General features: G+C 71.1%; 16 protein-coding genes, 1 tRNA gene and 1 riboswitch. Of the genes, 12 read left to right on the plus strand and 5 right to left on the minus strand.

All coding sequences use genetic code 11. From position 1 onward, the window contains the following. Nucleotides 1–62 precede the first annotated feature (62 nt). Both DN771_RS25245 and DN771_RS25250 read left to right on the plus strand, forming a co-directional pair. Nucleotides 63–764: a histidine phosphatase family protein gene (locus tag DN771_RS25245; protein ID WP_162942398.1), complete on the plus strand. Its 702-nt coding sequence runs from the start codon at nt 63–65 to the stop codon at nt 762–764. 8 nt (nt 765–772) lie between these two features. Further along, a complete protein-coding gene (locus DN771_RS25250) occupies nt 773–1,897 on the plus strand; it encodes a GMC family oxidoreductase N-terminal domain-containing protein (protein WP_117000347.1) in 1,125 nt (374 codons plus the stop codon). A 4-nt stretch (nt 1,898–1,901) separates the two neighbouring features. Here the strand turns inward: DN771_RS25250 and DN771_RS25255 are convergent, their stop codons facing one another. Beyond that, on the minus strand, nt 1,902–2,645 hold the full coding sequence (locus DN771_RS25255) for a hypothetical protein (RefSeq protein ID WP_117000348.1): 744 nt from the start codon (nt 2,643–2,645) through the stop codon (nt 1,902–1,904). A gap of 9 nt (nt 2,646–2,654) precedes the next feature. Continuing rightward, a complete protein-coding gene (locus DN771_RS25260; RefSeq protein WP_117000349.1) occupies nt 2,655–3,434 on the minus strand; it encodes an SURF1 family cytochrome oxidase biogenesis protein in 780 nt (259 codons plus the stop codon). Nucleotides 3,435–3,713: 279 nt separating this feature from the next. Between DN771_RS25260 and DN771_RS30195 the strand changes: the two genes are divergently transcribed. The 3 genes from DN771_RS30195 (at nt 3,714) to DN771_RS25275 (ending at nt 6,338) form a co-directional block, all read left to right on the plus strand. Further along, nucleotides 3,714–4,445, plus strand: coding sequence for a hypothetical protein (locus tag DN771_RS30195; RefSeq protein WP_117000350.1), 732 nt, complete (start codon nt 3,714–3,716; stop codon nt 4,443–4,445). A 119-nt stretch (nt 4,446–4,564) separates the two neighbouring features. Continuing rightward, nucleotides 4,565–5,809, plus strand: coding sequence for a lipase family protein (locus tag DN771_RS25270; RefSeq protein ID WP_117000351.1), 1,245 nt, complete (start codon nt 4,565–4,567; stop codon nt 5,807–5,809). 40 nt (nt 5,810–5,849) lie between these two features. After that, on the plus strand, nt 5,850–6,338 hold the full coding sequence (locus tag DN771_RS25275; protein WP_117000352.1) for a DUF4262 domain-containing protein: 489 nt from the start codon (nt 5,850–5,852) through the stop codon (nt 6,336–6,338). Between the two features lie 22 nt (nt 6,339–6,360). Here DN771_RS25275 and DN771_RS25280 read toward each other — a convergent pair whose 3' ends face one another. Then, the gene (locus DN771_RS25280) at nt 6,361–7,638 is read right to left on the minus strand and encodes a saccharopine dehydrogenase family protein (RefSeq protein WP_117000353.1); all 1,278 of its coding nucleotides are present in this window, start codon (nt 7,636–7,638) and stop codon (nt 6,361–6,363) included. A gap of 91 nt (nt 7,639–7,729) precedes the next feature. Then, nucleotides 7,730–7,853, plus strand: a riboswitch (SAM-I-IV-variant riboswitch). A 42-nt stretch (nt 7,854–7,895) separates the two neighbouring features. On the opposite strand from DN771_RS25280, the gene metX reads away from it, so the two are divergent. After that, nucleotides 7,896–9,116: a homoserine O-acetyltransferase MetX gene (gene metX, locus DN771_RS25285; protein ID WP_227462476.1), complete on the plus strand. Its 1,221-nt coding sequence runs from the start codon at nt 7,896–7,898 to the stop codon at nt 9,114–9,116. A 112-nt stretch (nt 9,117–9,228) separates the two neighbouring features. On the opposite strand, the gene DN771_RS25290 is transcribed toward metX, so the two are convergent. Next, the gene (locus DN771_RS25290) at nt 9,229–9,987 is read right to left on the minus strand and encodes an SDR family NAD(P)-dependent oxidoreductase (RefSeq protein WP_117000355.1); all 759 of its coding nucleotides are present in this window, start codon (nt 9,985–9,987) and stop codon (nt 9,229–9,231) included. Beyond that, nucleotides 9,980–10,513: a hypothetical protein gene (locus DN771_RS25295; RefSeq protein ID WP_117000356.1), complete on the minus strand. Its 534-nt coding sequence runs from the start codon at nt 10,511–10,513 to the stop codon at nt 9,980–9,982. The genes DN771_RS25290 and DN771_RS25295 overlap by 8 nt, the downstream gene beginning before the upstream one ends. Before the next feature lie 46 nt (nt 10,514–10,559). On the opposite strand from DN771_RS25295, the gene DN771_RS25300 reads away from it, so the two are divergent. The 6 genes from DN771_RS25300 (at nt 10,560) to DN771_RS25325 (ending at nt 14,505) form a co-directional block, all read left to right on the plus strand. Then, nucleotides 10,560–11,345, plus strand: a complete 786-nt coding sequence (locus DN771_RS25300) for an Fpg/Nei family DNA glycosylase (RefSeq protein ID WP_162942399.1) — start codon at nt 10,560–10,562, stop codon at nt 11,343–11,345. Nucleotides 11,346–11,364: 19 nt separating this feature from the next. Then, nucleotides 11,365–11,979: a hypothetical protein gene (locus tag DN771_RS30580; RefSeq protein ID WP_117000358.1), complete on the plus strand. Its 615-nt coding sequence runs from the start codon at nt 11,365–11,367 to the stop codon at nt 11,977–11,979. Nucleotides 11,980–12,015: 36 nt separating this feature from the next. Then, entirely contained in the window at nt 12,016–12,234 is a 219-nt protein-coding gene (locus DN771_RS25310; protein WP_117000359.1) for a hypothetical protein, read from the plus strand. 69 nt (nt 12,235–12,303) lie between these two features. Beyond that, a tRNA-Gly gene (locus DN771_RS25315) sits at nt 12,304–12,376 on the plus strand. A gap of 123 nt (nt 12,377–12,499) precedes the next feature. Continuing rightward, nucleotides 12,500–13,651 (plus strand): 4Fe-4S dicluster domain-containing protein, encoded by a 1,152-nt coding sequence (locus DN771_RS25320; RefSeq protein ID WP_117000360.1) that lies wholly within the window; start codon nt 12,500–12,502, stop codon nt 13,649–13,651. Beyond that, nucleotides 13,648–14,505: an FAD/NAD(P)-binding protein gene (locus DN771_RS25325; RefSeq protein ID WP_117000361.1), complete on the plus strand. Its 858-nt coding sequence runs from the start codon at nt 13,648–13,650 to the stop codon at nt 14,503–14,505. The genes DN771_RS25320 and DN771_RS25325 overlap by 4 nt, the downstream gene beginning before the upstream one ends. Nucleotides 14,506–14,510 lie beyond the last annotated feature (5 nt).

The following is a 14,510-nucleotide window of genomic DNA, read 5'->3' on the forward strand; positions in this document are numbered from 1 at the left end:
CTCGGCCCGCGAGTTTGAACAGATTGTTCAGGCCGCGGCGGTCGCCACGTAGCGTTGACGAGGTGACCGATGACGACGATCTGGAGCCCGTTGACGACTCGCCGCCGAACACGGATCCGCCCGAGGCGTTGACGTCGCTCGTGCTGATCCGACACGGCGAGTCGGTCGCCAACGCCAACCGCCTCGTCGGCGGCCCGCGCTCGTGCCGGGGACTGAGCGGAGCGGGCCGGGAACAGGTGGAGGCGCTGGGTCGACGCCTGAAGGCCACGGGCGAGGCGGCGGGTGCCGTGCTGATGTCCAGTCACTTCCGCCGGGCGATCGAGACGGCGTCGATCGTCGGGGCGGCCACGGGTCTCGGCGAGCCGATCGTCGACGAGGGGTTCGGCGAGCTGGATCCGGGGGAGGAGTGCGACGGGCTGAGCTTCGACGAGTTCGTCCGGCGGTACGGCCGGCCCGAGTGGCCGGGGGACCCGACCCAGGCGGTGTTCCCAGGCGGCGAGACGATCGCCGAACTGAGCGCGCGCGTCGTCGAGACGTTGCACCGGGTCGTCGCCAACCACCCGGGTCGTGTGATCTTCGTCGGCACCCATGGTGGCGTGGTCGACGCCGCGGTCCGCCACGCCGTCGGGGCGCCGGTGGCGGGCGGGTTCGACCTGTGGACGTCGAACGCGTCGCTCACCGGGCTCACGTACATGCCCTGGGATCACTGGCGGGTCGACCGCTACAACGATTCGGCCCACCTGATCGAGGGCATGGCGCCCTGACGACGGCGATGCAGAAGCGTTGGCTGGTCGTGGGCGGCGGCACCGCCGGCTGCGTCGTCGCGGCCCGGCTGAGCGACGTCGCCACGTACCACGTCACCCTCGTCGAGGCGGGAGACGGCCAGGGCGGACGCCTTGACGGGGCGAGCTCACTCGCCGACCTGGCGGTGGCGAGCGGGGTGTGGCCGTCCCTCCAGGCGTACGTGCAGGGGCGGGGGCTCGGTGGCTCGAGCCGGGTCAACGGCGCCGTGTTGTCGGGCGACGGGCTCGACCTGCTCCCCGCCGACACGGTGACTGACGCCGAGCTCGGCCCGGTGGACAGAGCACTGCTCGCGGCGTCGCCGGACGCCCGGCCGGCCGTGTTGGCCCGGCGCCAGGGGCGATTGCTCAGCGCCCACGACATCTACCTCGCACCGGTGCGAGAACGGACCAACCTCGACGTCGTGAGCGGAGCGGAGGTCCGCGCGATCCGCTTCGACGGATCGCGCGCCGTGGGCGTCACGCTGGCCGACGGCGGCGTCATCGACGCCGACGCCGTGGTGGTGTGTGCCGGCGCCGTGCACTCGCCCGTGCTGTTGATGCGCTCGGGTGTGGTCGCACCCGGGATGGGCGAGTTCGCCGATCACCCGTCGCGCGTCATCGATCTGCTGCTCGATCGGTCGGCGGTCGTCGGCGACGACCGCCTGGTCACCGGGGCGGTGCTGCGGCGGTCCGGCACCGAGATCGTGCCGCTCAACCATGTCGGCGCCGGGGCTCCCGGCCGGGGCGCCCTGGTCGTCGGCGCTCTCCGGCACCGGCGGCGGGGACGGGTGACGATCGACGGTGACGTGCGTCTGTCGTTCGACCCGCTCGATCCGGACGACGCGACGGCGCTCGGCGAGGCGGTCACGCTGGCGGTCAACCTGCTCGATTCGCGCCCGTTCCGCGGGGTCGTCGCCGGCTGGAGGATCACCGACGCCGTCGGGTACTTCCACGCCGCGGGTTCGTGCCGCGCGGTGGTCGACACCGACGGCGCCGTCGCCGGTCACGAGGGCCTGTACGTGGCCGACTCGTCGGCCCTGGAGCTGCCGGCGTCGGGCCTCTACGCGCCGACGGTCGCCCTCGCCAGCCGGGTGGCGTCGACGCTGGCGTCCTGATCGTTCACGACGCCGGCGGGCCCTCCATCCGGCCGGCGACGAGGTCGGCGAGGCGGTCGCCGATCGGATCCCAGCGGGCGTCGAACCGGGCGGCCCGCTCAGTCGCTCGGGCGAGCTCGACCTCGCCGTAACGACGGGCCCACCGTGACTTCGGCCGGGCGAGCCGGATCGCCGCCAGTGCCGACACCACCGGCACGAACGCTCCGATGAGGGCCAGCTTGTACTTGCCCTTCATCACGGCCACCACGACGAGGGCGACGTTGACGACCATCGTGACGAGGGCTCCACCGCGGAACGTCAGCTCGGCGCCGCCGACGTCGTTCACGCCGAACGGCACGGCGCCGACGAGGACGAAGCCCATCGCCGCGGTGGCCAGGCTGATCATCTCCACCGACACCCGGCCCTCGGCCGACCAGTACACGTCGTCGAGGTGGAGGATCAGGGCGAACTCGTCGAGGACGGGGGAGGCTCCGACGCCGACGAGGACCCCGGCGATCTCACGCCACGGCGGCGCCGGGGGCGCTCCGATCGCCAGGATCGCCCCGACCACGAGCAGGATCAGGCCGGGCACGGCGTGGTGGACGTGCAGTCCGGACGACGACACGTTGTCCTTGAACGGTCCGCGTCCCGAGCGGATCAACCGGGTGATCGTCCGGGTGGTGGCGAAGGTGACGACGAAGGCGGCACAGCACAGCAGCAACGCCAGCTTGCGCGGCTCGATGATGTTGCGCTGCCACCACTCGGACACGCCGGAACGCTACGTCGCGTCGGGGGGCGTGATCTCCTCGGCGCGGCGCGTGGCGATCGAACGGCGCACGGCGAAGACCCATCCGACGACGGCGCACAGCGAGAAGATGAACCACTGCACCGTGTAGGAGAGGTGCGAGCCCTCGCTGAGCGTCGGCTCGTGGAGCGGGTCCGGAAGCGCCGCCCGCTCCTGCGGGTCGGAGGCGATCAGCTCGACGTACATCGGGACGGGGTCGCCCGGGAGTTGGGCGGAGAGCCGCGGGATGTCGATCCGTTGCACCTGCGCGAGGTCGCCCTCGCCGGGATCGGCCAGCCCGACGCTCTCGCGCTGCTGGCTGCGGCGCAGGCGGCCGAGCACCTCCACCTCGCCCTCGGGGGGCGGGAGCGACGCGATCGCATCCTCCTCGCTCAGTGGCACGAAGCCTCGCTCGACGAGCAGGATGCGGTCGTCGGCGAGGCGGAGCGGCGTGACGACGATGAGCCCGGCGATCCCGTTCTGTGACCGGTTGACCACCACGAACTGTTCGTCGACCAGGTACTCGCCTGACGCGGTGACGGGCCGCCACTCGGCATCGAAGAGTGCGGGATCCCCCGGCTCGGCGTCGATGGCGACCAGGTCGGCGAGACCCACCGGCGCGGCATCGATGTTGGCCGACACGTGGGCGTTGAAGTCCTTCCGTTCGTCGAGCCGGCGCAGCTGCCAGAACGCCAGGTTGACCATGACGACGACCCCGGCGAGCACGAGGAAGTGGAACAGCAGCCACTTCGGCCGGAGGAGGAAGCGGTACATCGCAGCGCCGACGGTAACCGTGTCCCGGCGTCGCCCCAAGTCGGCCTGGGTCGGTCACGGACTGGTGTGTGGGTGATGTGCACCGGTCGGGTCCTTGGTTGGCGTCGCGTAGGGTCCAACGACCCTACGCGACAACGCTACCGCCAGTAACATTGTGATCGAGAAAGAGACCGAGCGCGGTGGAAAGGGTCGAATACGGCGGACCCAGCGCTCGAGAGTCTTCTCCAGCGAGCTGCCGCACCCCGCGACGGGTACGCGCGCGCTGGCGGAAAGGAAATCATGAGACGGTCGAAGATCGTGGCGGCGATCACGGCCCTGGTCACGGCGGCCTTCGCTGTCGTGCTCCCGCTCCGTGTCGCGGCCGACAGTCCCCATCCCCCCGGTGCGAACCACGTGGAGATCTCGGTCGACGCCCCCACGTTCACCATTCCCGATCCGGCCGACTACGGCTTCGACTTCTGGGTCGCCGCCTACACGAAGGCCGGCAACAACGACGACAAGCTGTGGGATGGCTCGCTCGAACCCGGCACCGTGCTCACCTCGCGTGAGTTCAACGATCAGGGCAACGAGCGGGACATCAGCCATGTCGATCTCTACGGCGGGCTCAACCCGCCGCCTCCCACGGAGCCAACGACGCCGCCCACCGAGCCGACGACGCCTCCCACGGAGCCAACGACGCCGCCAACTCAGCCGACGACCCCGCCCACCGAGCCGACGACGCCTCCCACGGAGCCGACGACGCCGCCAACTCAGCCGACGACCCCGCCGACTGAGCCGACGACGCCTCCCACCGAGCCGACCGTGCCTCCGACGAACTCGACGGTGGTACCGGTCGTGCCGACCACTCCCGGCGGAGGGAGCCCCGGGCGGCCGACGGTGACCCTGGCCCCGCCCCTCGGACAGATGCCCGAGACCGGCGGATCCACTGCTCCCCTGGTGCTGGTCGCAGCGTCACTCCTCCTCGCCGGCGGCGCGGCGATCTTCGCCACCCGGCCGCCGTCGAAGCGGTGAATCCGGATGTGGCCGTCGGCGGCGGCCGCATCTGAAACGGCTGGCCCCGGGTCGCAAGGCCCGGGGCCAGTTGCTGTCCCGGTAGTGGCGGCAGCGGACGGTTGCGCTAGACATCGTGCGTGACCGTCCGCCGCGGTCTTCGAGTCGTCGTCGCGTCGGCTACCACCATCCTCGCCACCGCGACGTTCGTCGGCACCGCAGGAGTTGCCGCGCCCATCGACGGCAGCGACCTGCGACGTGATCCTGTTCAGTTCATGCCCGGAGACGTGGAGTTCTACTCGATCCCGGATCCGATCCCCGACGGACGGCACGGTGACCTGCTGCGCTACCAGCTCGTCCGGGCCAGCACCGGGGCGGGCGACGCCACGGTTTTCCGCATCATGTACCTGTCGGAGACCGTCGCTGGAGCGTCCACGGTCGTCACCGGTCTGGCGGCCTTGGACCCGGCCTCGCCGGTGCCCGCCGGCGGCCGTCCGCTGCTCCTGCACGGCCACGGCACCACCGGGCTGGCCGACGCGTGCGCGCCGTCGCGTGCCGTCGACGCCGATCGTGACTTCTACGCGACCGACTTCCTCGGCGTCGAGAACGCGGCCTCCGCCGGGTTCGCCGTCGTGTCCACGGACTACGAGGGCCTCGGTGGCCCCGGCATCCATCCCTACCTCGTGGGCATCAGCGAAGGGCGCAGCATGCTCGACGCCGGACTCGCGGCCCGTCAGCTCCCGGACATCGGAGCGGGCGACGCGGTCGGCCTCGTCGGGTTCTCCCAGGGTGGGCACGCGGCGATGTTCGCCGCGCAGTTGGCGGGCGAGTGGGCGCCCGAGCTGTCGATACTTGGCGTCGTGCTCGGTGCGCCGGCGACCGAGATCAGCACGCTCGCGCGTTCAGGATCCGAGCGCTCCGAGTACGGCGCGTTGACCGTGTCGATCGTCGCCGGGCTCGTCGCCGGCCATCCCGAGCTCGAGGACCAGTTGCCGACCGTGCTCAGCCCGTCGGGCATCGAGCTGCTCCATCTCCTCGGTGAGCACTGCTTCGACGAGTCGGTTCCGTCGATGCCCGGGCCTCCGTACGTCGTCGCCGACCCGACGACCGTCGAGCCGTTCGCCTCGCTCCTCGCCGTCAACAACACGGGGCACGTCGCCGTCGGCGCGCCGATCCTGCTGTTCCATGGCGACGGTGATCGCAGCGTGCCCCCCACTCACAGCGAGGCGATGATGCAACGGCTCTGCACGGTCGGGCAGTTGATCGAGCGGCGGGTGTTGGCCGGCGGTGGCCATGTGGACAGCGCCGACGCCGCGTATCGCGACGGCGTCGCGTGGCTGCGCGGGCTCGCCGACCGGACGCTCGAGCCGAGCTCCACCTGCTGACCCTGCCGCCGGCAGCCGCTCGGAATAGGGTCGCGTCGCCATGGCCGGTGAGCTCCCCGACTTCCACATCCCCCACGCCGAGAAGATCGAGTGGATGATCGAGACCGACGGTTTCGCCGTCGAGCCCGTGGCTCCTGATCCGGACGCCGATCCGCCGCGGGCGGGCTACACGTACACGATCGGCTTCGGTGACCACACCGGCTTCGCCGACGTCGTGGTCTTCGGGCTCACGCCCGTGGCCGCCCGCGGGTTGATCGGCCTCGTCGCCGATCTGCTGCGCGGCGGTACCGAGATCCCGGTCGGCGCCGAGGTGGTCGGCCTGCTCGACAACGAGCTGCGCGCCTGCTTCGTCCCGGTCGACCTCGAGCAGTGGGGTGGGCTGTTCGACGTGGCGGCGTCCTGGTACCGCGGCGAGCCCTTCGCCATGAACCAGCTGATCTATCCCGACCGCAACGGCTTCATGCCCTACGAGGCCGGCTTCGACCAGCGACTCCGCTTCGCCCAGCCGGTGATCGGCACGTTCGCCTGAGGGCCGCGCCCGGCGGCGCCGTCTACCGCTCGACGGGTTCGGGATAGCGGCCCGGCGCGTACGGGTAGTCCTCCCACTCCCATTCCACGCCCTGCTCGTCGAGGAGCTCGAGGAACGGTTCGGACGGGAGCGCTTCGGGGCCGAGGACGCCGGCGCCGGACCACGACCCCGTCGCCAGCAGTTCGACGGCCACGGCCGGCATCACGGCGGTCTGCCAGACGACGGCCTGGTGACCGAACTCGCGCATCGACCAGGCGTTGTCGACGACGTGGTAGAGGTACGTCGAGCGGGGCTTCCCGTCGAGCCCGGCGCCCGTCACCAGCGTGCCGGCGCACGTGCGGCCCTTCATGTCCTTGCCCAACTCGGCCGGGTTGGGCAGCACGGCGGCCACGACGTCGCGGGGCGACACGCGGCTGACCCGGTCGGCCGAATCCGGCGCCGGCACCGCCACCGGTTTGGTGCCGTCCAAGCCGAGCTTGTGCAAGGTGCGCAGCACCTCGATGAACTCGTCGCCGAGGCCGTACTTGAACGTCACGCGGCCGACGTCGAGCCAGCGGGGCATCAGGACGACCTCCTCGTGCTCGACGTTCACGCAGCCGAGCGGCCCGATGCCCTCGGGGAACGTGAAGACCTCCGGCTCGCTGAACGGCTCGGTGGTGAACCAGCCGCGCTCGCGCTCGTAGATGATCGGCGGGTTGAGGCACTCCTCGATCGTCGTCCAGATCGAGAACGTCGGGGCGAAGTCGTAGCCGTCGATGACGAGGTCGGCGCCGTCGCGGACCCCGATCTCGTCGATGCGGCTGAACAGGTGGTCGCTGGCGAAGCGGGCGACCACGTCGGAGAACCCCGGCTCGACCCCCATCGCCACGAGCGCCAACTGCCCGCGTTCCTCCCACTGGTCGGCGACGGCGAACTGGGCGTCGCCGAGCATCACGCCGATCTCGCTGAACGGTCGCTCCGGGTGCGGCTCGGACATGTGCATCGCCATGTCGATGTAGTGGGCACCGGCGGCAAAGGCCCCGTCGAAGATGCCCGGGTTGAAGCGGGGGTCGCAGGCGTTGAGCACGACGTCGGCCTTCGAGGCCCTGACCAGTTCGGCGACCTGCTCGGACGACGAGGCGTCGACGGTGGTCGCCGTGATGCGGTCCCCGCGCTCGTTGCCGGCTGCCGTGCTGGCGGCGAAGTCGGCCCGGGCCTGCGAGATGTCGGCCACGGTGATGTGTTCGAGGACCTTGCGCCGAGAGGCGATCGTCACGAATGCCGATCCGACCCCTCCCGCGCCGACCACCAGGACTCGCATGTGCCGAGGGTAGTCGTTCACCTTCTGGCCATGAGAGGACGACCGCGTCGACAACGAGCCGCGAAGTGGCGGGTCGGCATTGATACGCTCTCGCCAGCATTACGAGCGGCCCGGATGCCCGGGCCCGGCAACCTGGACGAACGCTCCAAGGTGCCTCCACCACGGCTCGCCGTGGCGGGATGTGGCCGGCAGGTCCGGCAAACCGGCGTTCCAGCCGCTCGCATGCCGACGACGACACAGACCGACGAGATGGCTGGATGAGATGGCTGGATGAGATGGCAAACGTGACCGACCCGGTGCCGGCGACCGGCGCATGGCAGCCCGGCGACAACCCGGGGCACCGGCAGTTCTTCACGTTCGCGTCGTCGGACCCGACCGTCGACGGAGGCCGTCGCTTCGCCGTCGACTCCGGGGCGACGCTCACCGATGTCACGATCGCTTACGAGACGTTCGGCAAGCTGGCTCCCGACGCCTCGAACGCCGTGCTGCTCTGCCACGCCTGGACGGGCGACAGCCACGCCGCTGGCCCGGCCGGCCGGGGCCACGCCACACCCGGCTGGTGGGACGGGATGATCGGGCCCGGGCGCCCCATCGACACCGACCGCTGGTTCGTCGTGTGCCCCAATGTCCTCGGCGGTTGCCAGGGCTCGACCGGCCCGTCGTCGCCCCACCCCGACGACGGCCGCCCGTACGGCTCACGGTTCCCGGTGATCACGATCCGTGACATGGTGCGGGCCCAGGCTCGGCTCGCCGACCACCTCGGCATCCCCGTCTGGCACACCGTCATCGGCGGATCGATGGGCGGGATGCAGGTCCTCGAGTGGGCGGTCATGTATCCCGAACGTGTCGGCGGGTTCGTCCCGATCGCCACGTGCATGCAGGCCACCGCGCAGCAGATCGCCTGGGGCGCGATCGGACGTCGGGCGCTGGCCCTCGACCCCCGTTGGCGCGGCGGCGACTACTACGACGCCGAGCCGGGCGATGGCCCGGGCGACGGGTTGGCGATCGCCCGCATGGTGGCCCAGGTGACGTTCCGCAGCGACAACGTGTTCACCGATCGCTTCGGTCGTAACATCGCCCAGCGCTCACGCTTCGGCGATCGCTTCGGGCTGTGGCAGCAGTTCGAGGTGGAGCGCTATCTCGAGCACCACGGCACCAAGCTGGGCTACCGCTTCGACGCCAACAGCTACCTGGTGATCGGCAAGGCGATGGATCTCCACGACGTCGCCCGCGGCCGCTGGCACCTCGAGGGGGCGATGTCACGCGTGCAGGCGCCGTGCCTGTCGATCGGGATCTCCTCGGACATGCTGTACCCGGCCTACCAGCAGCGCCAGATCACCGAGATGCTGGCGTCGGTCGGCGTGCCGGCGGGCTACCACGAGATCGTGTCGCCGCACGGCCACGACGCCTTCCTGATCAACCTCGACCAGTTCGCCGAACCGCTCGCCGACTTCCTCGAGCACCGCAAACTGCCCTAGCGCGGTGCGCTGAAGGGCGTGCGCGGGGGAGGGCCGCCCGCTTGTCGCTCGTCCGACCGGAGGGTAGATACCGGACGGTTCGGTGGGGTATTTACCCTCCCGTCAGGTTGGGTCAGCGGGAGCCCTGGCCGTCGTCGACCTTGATGACGGTGCCGGTGACGTGTTCCGACTCCGGGGCGACGAGGTAGAGCAGCGTGCTGTCGAGGCCGGACGGCTGGGGGAGGCGCTTGCGCGGAGACTGCGAGGGAAAGTCGCCGAGCCGGGAGATCATCCCGTCCATCATCTCCGAGGCGAACGCGCCGGGGGCGATGGCGTTGACGTTGATGTGGAACTTCGACCACTCGACGGCGAGCGCCTCGGTGATGCGGTTCACGGCCGCCTTCGACACCGAGTAGAGCGCCGCGCCCTCGCCGGCGTAGTGGAACGAGCTCAACGACGAGATGTTGACGATGCGCCCCGGCTGCTTGGCGGCGATGAGGCGCTTGGCCACCTCGGCCGACAGCAGGAAGGGCGCCCGGACGTTGGTGTCGAGGACCGCATCGATGAGCTCGAGTGACATCTTCGTGGCGTACTGGGCATCGGGGATGCCGGCGTTGTTGACGAGGATGTCGACCGTCCCGAGGGCGGCCTCGGCGGCCTCGACGACGCTCACGATGGCCGCGGCGTCGGTGACGTCGAGAGCGAGCGGCACGGCCTTGCCGCCGGCTGCGGTGATCTCGGCGGCCAGCTCGTCGAGCCGGTCGGTGCGCCGGGCCGTGATGGCGACGGCCGCTCCGTGAGCGGCCAGCACGGTGGCGAATCGGCGACCGAGTCCCGAGCTGGCCCCGGTCACGAGGGCCACGCGCCCGGTCAGATCGGTCGTATCAGCCATCGGTGAGTCCTTCGTCCATGGGGTCGTGGTGGGGGTCGTCGTGGGGGTCCTGGCCCGGCCGGGGGGTGCCGTCGAGCATGGCGTCGAGTATTGGCACGACGCGGCTCTTGGCGGGGAGTCGGAGCGCCATCTGACCCGTGTCGGGCTCGACGGTGGCCGACCGGCCACCGAGGCGGCTCTTCGTCGGCGGGGCCTCACCGACGCGTTTGAGCAGGTAGATCACACGTCCGCGTGGCGGTGTCGGCACCTTGGCCGAGATCGTCCACACGCCCGAGGTCGGTCGCAGCATCGACCGCCGGCTGAGGTGCAACACGTTGTCGTCGGGGTCGATGTTGACGCGGACCTCGTGGCGCCGCCCGAACGCCGTGCCCCACTGGTCGAGCTCCTGGGCGGTGGACAGGAACCTCGAGTCGTCCTTGGACACCCAGTGCGGCTCGATGCGACTGGCCAGGTAGAGCATCCCGACGCACACCGCGATGATGGCGGCGAGGCCGAGGATGTCGGTCGGACTGATGGCGACGAGCACCCACCGAGTGTGTCGTATCGCCCTCCCGACGCGCCACACTCGCACCGTGCCCGAAGTGCTGGAAGTCGAGCTGGCGCGGCGCGGTGTCGCCGACCTGCTGTCGGGCGCCGTCGTCCGCCGGGTGCTCCGCACCGACGACCTGGTCGTCGGGCCGGGTGTGGACGATCTGATCACCGGCGCCGAGATCGAGTCCCTCGACCGGCGGGGCAAGCAGCTCGTGATCGTCACCGACCGCGGTCGGGTCGGCGTCCACTTCGGTATGACGGGTCGCTGGCTGGTCGACGACGTGAGCACGATCGGCGAGCTCGCCTACGGCAGCGGCAACGACCACCCGCGGTGGGACCGCTGGGTGCTCGAGGTCGAGCCGGCGGACGGCCGCGGGCCGGTGCGGCTACGACTCCATGATCCCCGGCGGCTCGGCAGGGTGGTCCTCGAACCCGACATCGGCCGCCTCGGTCCCGATGCCCTGCGCCTCACTCGCCGTCAACTCGCCGCCGTGCTCGCTCGTCGCATGGCGCCCGTGAAGGCCGTGCTGCTCGACCAAGAGGCGATCGCCGGGCTCGGCAACATGCTCGCCGACGAGGTGCTGTGGTGGTCGGGGGTCGATCCCAGGCGGGCGGCCCGATCCTTGAACGACGACGAGGTCGCCGCGCTCCACTCGGCCATCAAGCGGCGGCTGCCCGTGATGCTCCGGCGCGGCGGCAGCCACACCGGCGTGCTGTCGCCGGATGCCCGTCGAGCCGACATGCCCTGTCCCCGTGATGGCGCGCCGCTGATGCGCGCCACGATCGGTGGGCGGACCACCGTGTGGTGTTCGGCGCACCAGAGGTGAAGCTGCGAAGATCTGCGCCGTGCTCGCCCGCTCCGGACCGCTCCTCGCCTCGACGGCGCCGCTGATCTACGCCCTCGCGGCGATCCTGGCCGTCGCCGGTTTGGCGCTCGTGCTCCTCGGCATCTCGCTCGTGAGAGCGACCCGCCGCGATCACGCCGCCCTCGGGCCGTTGGAGGTGATGGGTGACCGGTCCTGGCGCCGCAGCGACGAGGATCGACGCGCCGACGCCCTCGACAGCGCCCGCCCCGCCGGCGCTGAACCGCTCGCCGGTGGTTCGCTCGCAGCCGCCGTGGGTACGGACCCCACGTCGGGCGCCGCGCCATCGGAGACGGTGCCGGCACCCGAGGAGGAGGCCCCCGTGTCGGAACAAACCATCGCCCCCGTCGAACCGGAACAGCCCGTCGTCCCGGTGGAGCCCATCGAGCCGAGCGTCCCGGTCGAGCCCGTCGAGCCGAGCGTCCCGGCCGAGCCGGTGGAACCGAGCGTGCCGGTGGAGCCGGTGGAGCCGAGTGTGCCGGTGGAGCCGGTGGAGCCGAGTGTGCCGGTGGAGCCTGAGGTGGGCGACGCCACCGTCGAGGCAACCGTCGACGCCGCCGAGGGCGGAAGCGGCGACGGCGAAGCCGGCGACGACTGAGCCTCGTCGCGGAAGCCGCTGGGTACGATCGAACCCATGGCCACACTCGATGTCGACGCCATGTTGGAGCGCTTCCGGGAGCGTGCGGCGGCGGTGAAACGCCGGCCCCTCCCACCGGTCGCCGGCGAGGAACGGCAGCAGTTCCTCGCCCAGGCCCAGCTCGACTTCCAGGACTTCGCCATCGTCGGCGATGCCGAAGCGACGCTCGAGGACGGCGTGCTCACCCTGCGCGTCGACCTCGGCGGCGGCCGGTAGCACGCCCTCGGATCGACCGAAATCGGTCTGCCCGGTCGGCGAGACCGGCTGCTATTCTGAGGGTCCCACGCGGACGTGGCTCAGTTGGTAGAGCATCACCTTGCCAAGGTGAGGGTCGCGAGTTCGAATCTCGTCGTCCGCTCGGAGAGAACCCCCTGCCGAGCAGGGGGTTCTTACGTTCCCGGGCTGCTTGTGAGCGCCGACGCTCTCGCGGAAGCGACCAAAGACTCTGGCGGCCAGCGACGCGGGGGCCGACGATGCATGTGTGGATGACACGCGAGTCGATCGCTTCCCCAGCGCGACCGGTCCCTGGGTGATGCGCGCCGGTGGGCTCGATCGGTTGGTCGCTGCGATGACACGACAGTTCGACGAGGTCATTGGTCCTGTCGTCGCCGACGGTGCGATCCGGCTGCGCCCGATCACCTCGGCGGGGGATCTGCCGATCGGCGTCACCGACGAGCAGGAGGCGGCGACCTATCGGCTCGTGCCGACCGGGAGCGACCTGCGCTTCGCCTACGGGCTCGGTCCGGACTCGCTCAAGTCGATCGTGCACCCGCCGCGCAGCCCGGTGTGGACGATGCACCGGCGCGACGGGTCGATCATCGTCGAACCGTTCCGAACAGACGCGGTGAGCCGGGCCGTGATCGGGGTGCGGGCGTGCGACCTGCGCGCCCTCGAGATCCTGGAGGGCACGCAGACGGGTGGGCCCCACGCCGACCCGGCGTTCCTCGCCCGTCGGGCCGGACTGTTCCTCGTCGCCGTGGATTGCGCCCGCCCCGCCGCCACCTGCTTCTGCGAGAGCGCAGGGTACGCGCGGGCCGCGGACCACGGGTACGACCTGGCGCTCACCGAGTTCGAGGATCCAGCGGCCGGCGTGACGTACCTCGTGCGCTGCGGGAGCGATCGAGGCCGCGAGCTGGTCGACGAACTCGGTCTGCACATCGCGCCCGACGACCTCGTGCGCCGGGTCGAGCTCGAGCTCGACCCCGACGCACCGCCCATGGGGCGCGAGCTTCGCGACGATGCGGCCGAACTCGTTCTCGACGTGGAGCACCCCCACTGGGCTGCAGTCGCCGAGCGCTGCCTGACCTGTGGCAACTGCACGGCGGTGTGCCCGACCTGCTTCTGCACGGACATGGAGGATGTGGTCGCGCTCGACGGGGAGAGCTCGACGCGCACGCGGGTGTGGGACACGTGCTTCAGCATGGAGTACTCGCACCTCGGCGTCGGTCCGCATCGCGCATCGCCGATGTCGCGGTACCGGCAGTGGCTGTCGCACAAGCTCGGCACCTGGCACGACCAGTTCGGCGAGTCCGGGTGCGTCGGCTGCGGGCGCTGCATCACCTGGTGTCCCGTCGGGATCGACCTGACCGCCGAGGTCGACGCGCTCGCGCCGCCGGTGGGGGCCCGGTCATGACATCGGTCCACGCAGCCACCCCGGGCGCGGTGGACCCGCTGCTCGTCCCGCAGGTCCACGAGGTGCTCGAGGCCCGCACCGAGTTCCCCGGCGTCGTGACCCTGCGGGTCGCACCACTTGGTGAGCCACCCCGCGCCTTCCTTCCCGCCCAGATCGGCATGGTCGGTGCGTTCGGGATCGGCGAGGCCGCGATCTCGATCTCGTCGGCGACCACGGACCTCGCTGCTCACGAGTACACGATCCGCCGGGCCGGCGCGATCACCACCGCGCTGACCCGCCTGCAGCCGGGCGACCAGCTGTGGGTCCGCGGACCGTTCGGCCGGCCGTGGGACCTCGCGCTGGACGGACGCGACGTCGTGATCGCGGCCGGGGGGCTCGGCGTCGCGCCGCTGCGCTCGGCGATCTACGAGCTGCTCCGGCACCGCGACCGCTTCGGCGAGGTCGTGGCGGTGATCGGGGCGCGCAGCCCCGAGCTGCTGCTGTACGCCGACGAGTACCCGGCGTGGCGGGCGGGCGGGATCCGCGTCGTCGCCACGATCGACCGAGCCGCCGACGGCTGGGGTGGCCCGGTGGGCTTCGTGCCCGAGGTCGTCGCCACGATGGTCGAGAACCTCGAGCCCGCCCGCACCGGCGCCCTCACCTGCGGGCCGGACGTCATGATGCAACTCGTCGCCGAAGCGCTGATCGATCGCGGTGTCGCCGCCCGCGACATCCAGCTGACGCTCGAGCGCAACATGCAGTGCGGCAACGGGCTGTGCGGGCATTGCCAGCTCGGTTCGACGATCGTGTGCCGTGACGGACCGGTCGTGCGCTACCCCTCGGTCGCCGCGGCCCTCGCAGTGGCGGAGCGATGAGGAGC

Source organism: Desertimonas flava, from assembly GCF_003426815.1.
Taxonomy (GTDB): Bacteria; Actinomycetota; Acidimicrobiia; order Acidimicrobiales; family Ilumatobacteraceae; genus Desertimonas; species Desertimonas flava.

What these genes read in the sequence shown, in the direction of transcription:
- DN771_RS25250 (WP_117000347.1), top strand. Translation starts at nt 773, where the DNA reads ATGCAGAAGCGTTGGCTGGTCGTGGGCGGCGGCACCGCCGGCTGCGTC.
- DN771_RS25260 (WP_117000349.1), bottom strand. Translation starts at nt 3,434, where the DNA reads ATGTACCGCTTCCTCCTCCGGCCGAAGTGGCTGCTGTTCCACTTCCTC.
- DN771_RS30195 (WP_117000350.1), top strand. Translation starts at nt 3,714, where the DNA reads ATGAGACGGTCGAAGATCGTGGCGGCGATCACGGCCCTGGTCACGGCG.
- DN771_RS25275 (WP_117000352.1), top strand. Translation starts at nt 5,850, where the DNA reads ATGGCCGGTGAGCTCCCCGACTTCCACATCCCCCACGCCGAGAAGATC.
- DN771_RS25280 (WP_117000353.1), bottom strand. Translation starts at nt 7,638, where the DNA reads ATGCGAGTCCTGGTGGTCGGCGCGGGAGGGGTCGGATCGGCATTCGTG.
- metX (WP_227462476.1), top strand. Translation starts at nt 7,896, where the DNA reads ATGAGATGGCTGGATGAGATGGCAAACGTGACCGACCCGGTGCCGGCG.
- DN771_RS25290 (WP_117000355.1), bottom strand. Translation starts at nt 9,987, where the DNA reads ATGGCTGATACGACCGATCTGACCGGGCGCGTGGCCCTCGTGACCGGG.
- DN771_RS25310 (WP_117000359.1), top strand. Translation starts at nt 12,016, where the DNA reads ATGGCCACACTCGATGTCGACGCCATGTTGGAGCGCTTCCGGGAGCGT.
- DN771_RS25325 (WP_117000361.1), top strand. Translation starts at nt 13,648, where the DNA reads ATGACATCGGTCCACGCAGCCACCCCGGGCGCGGTGGACCCGCTGCTC.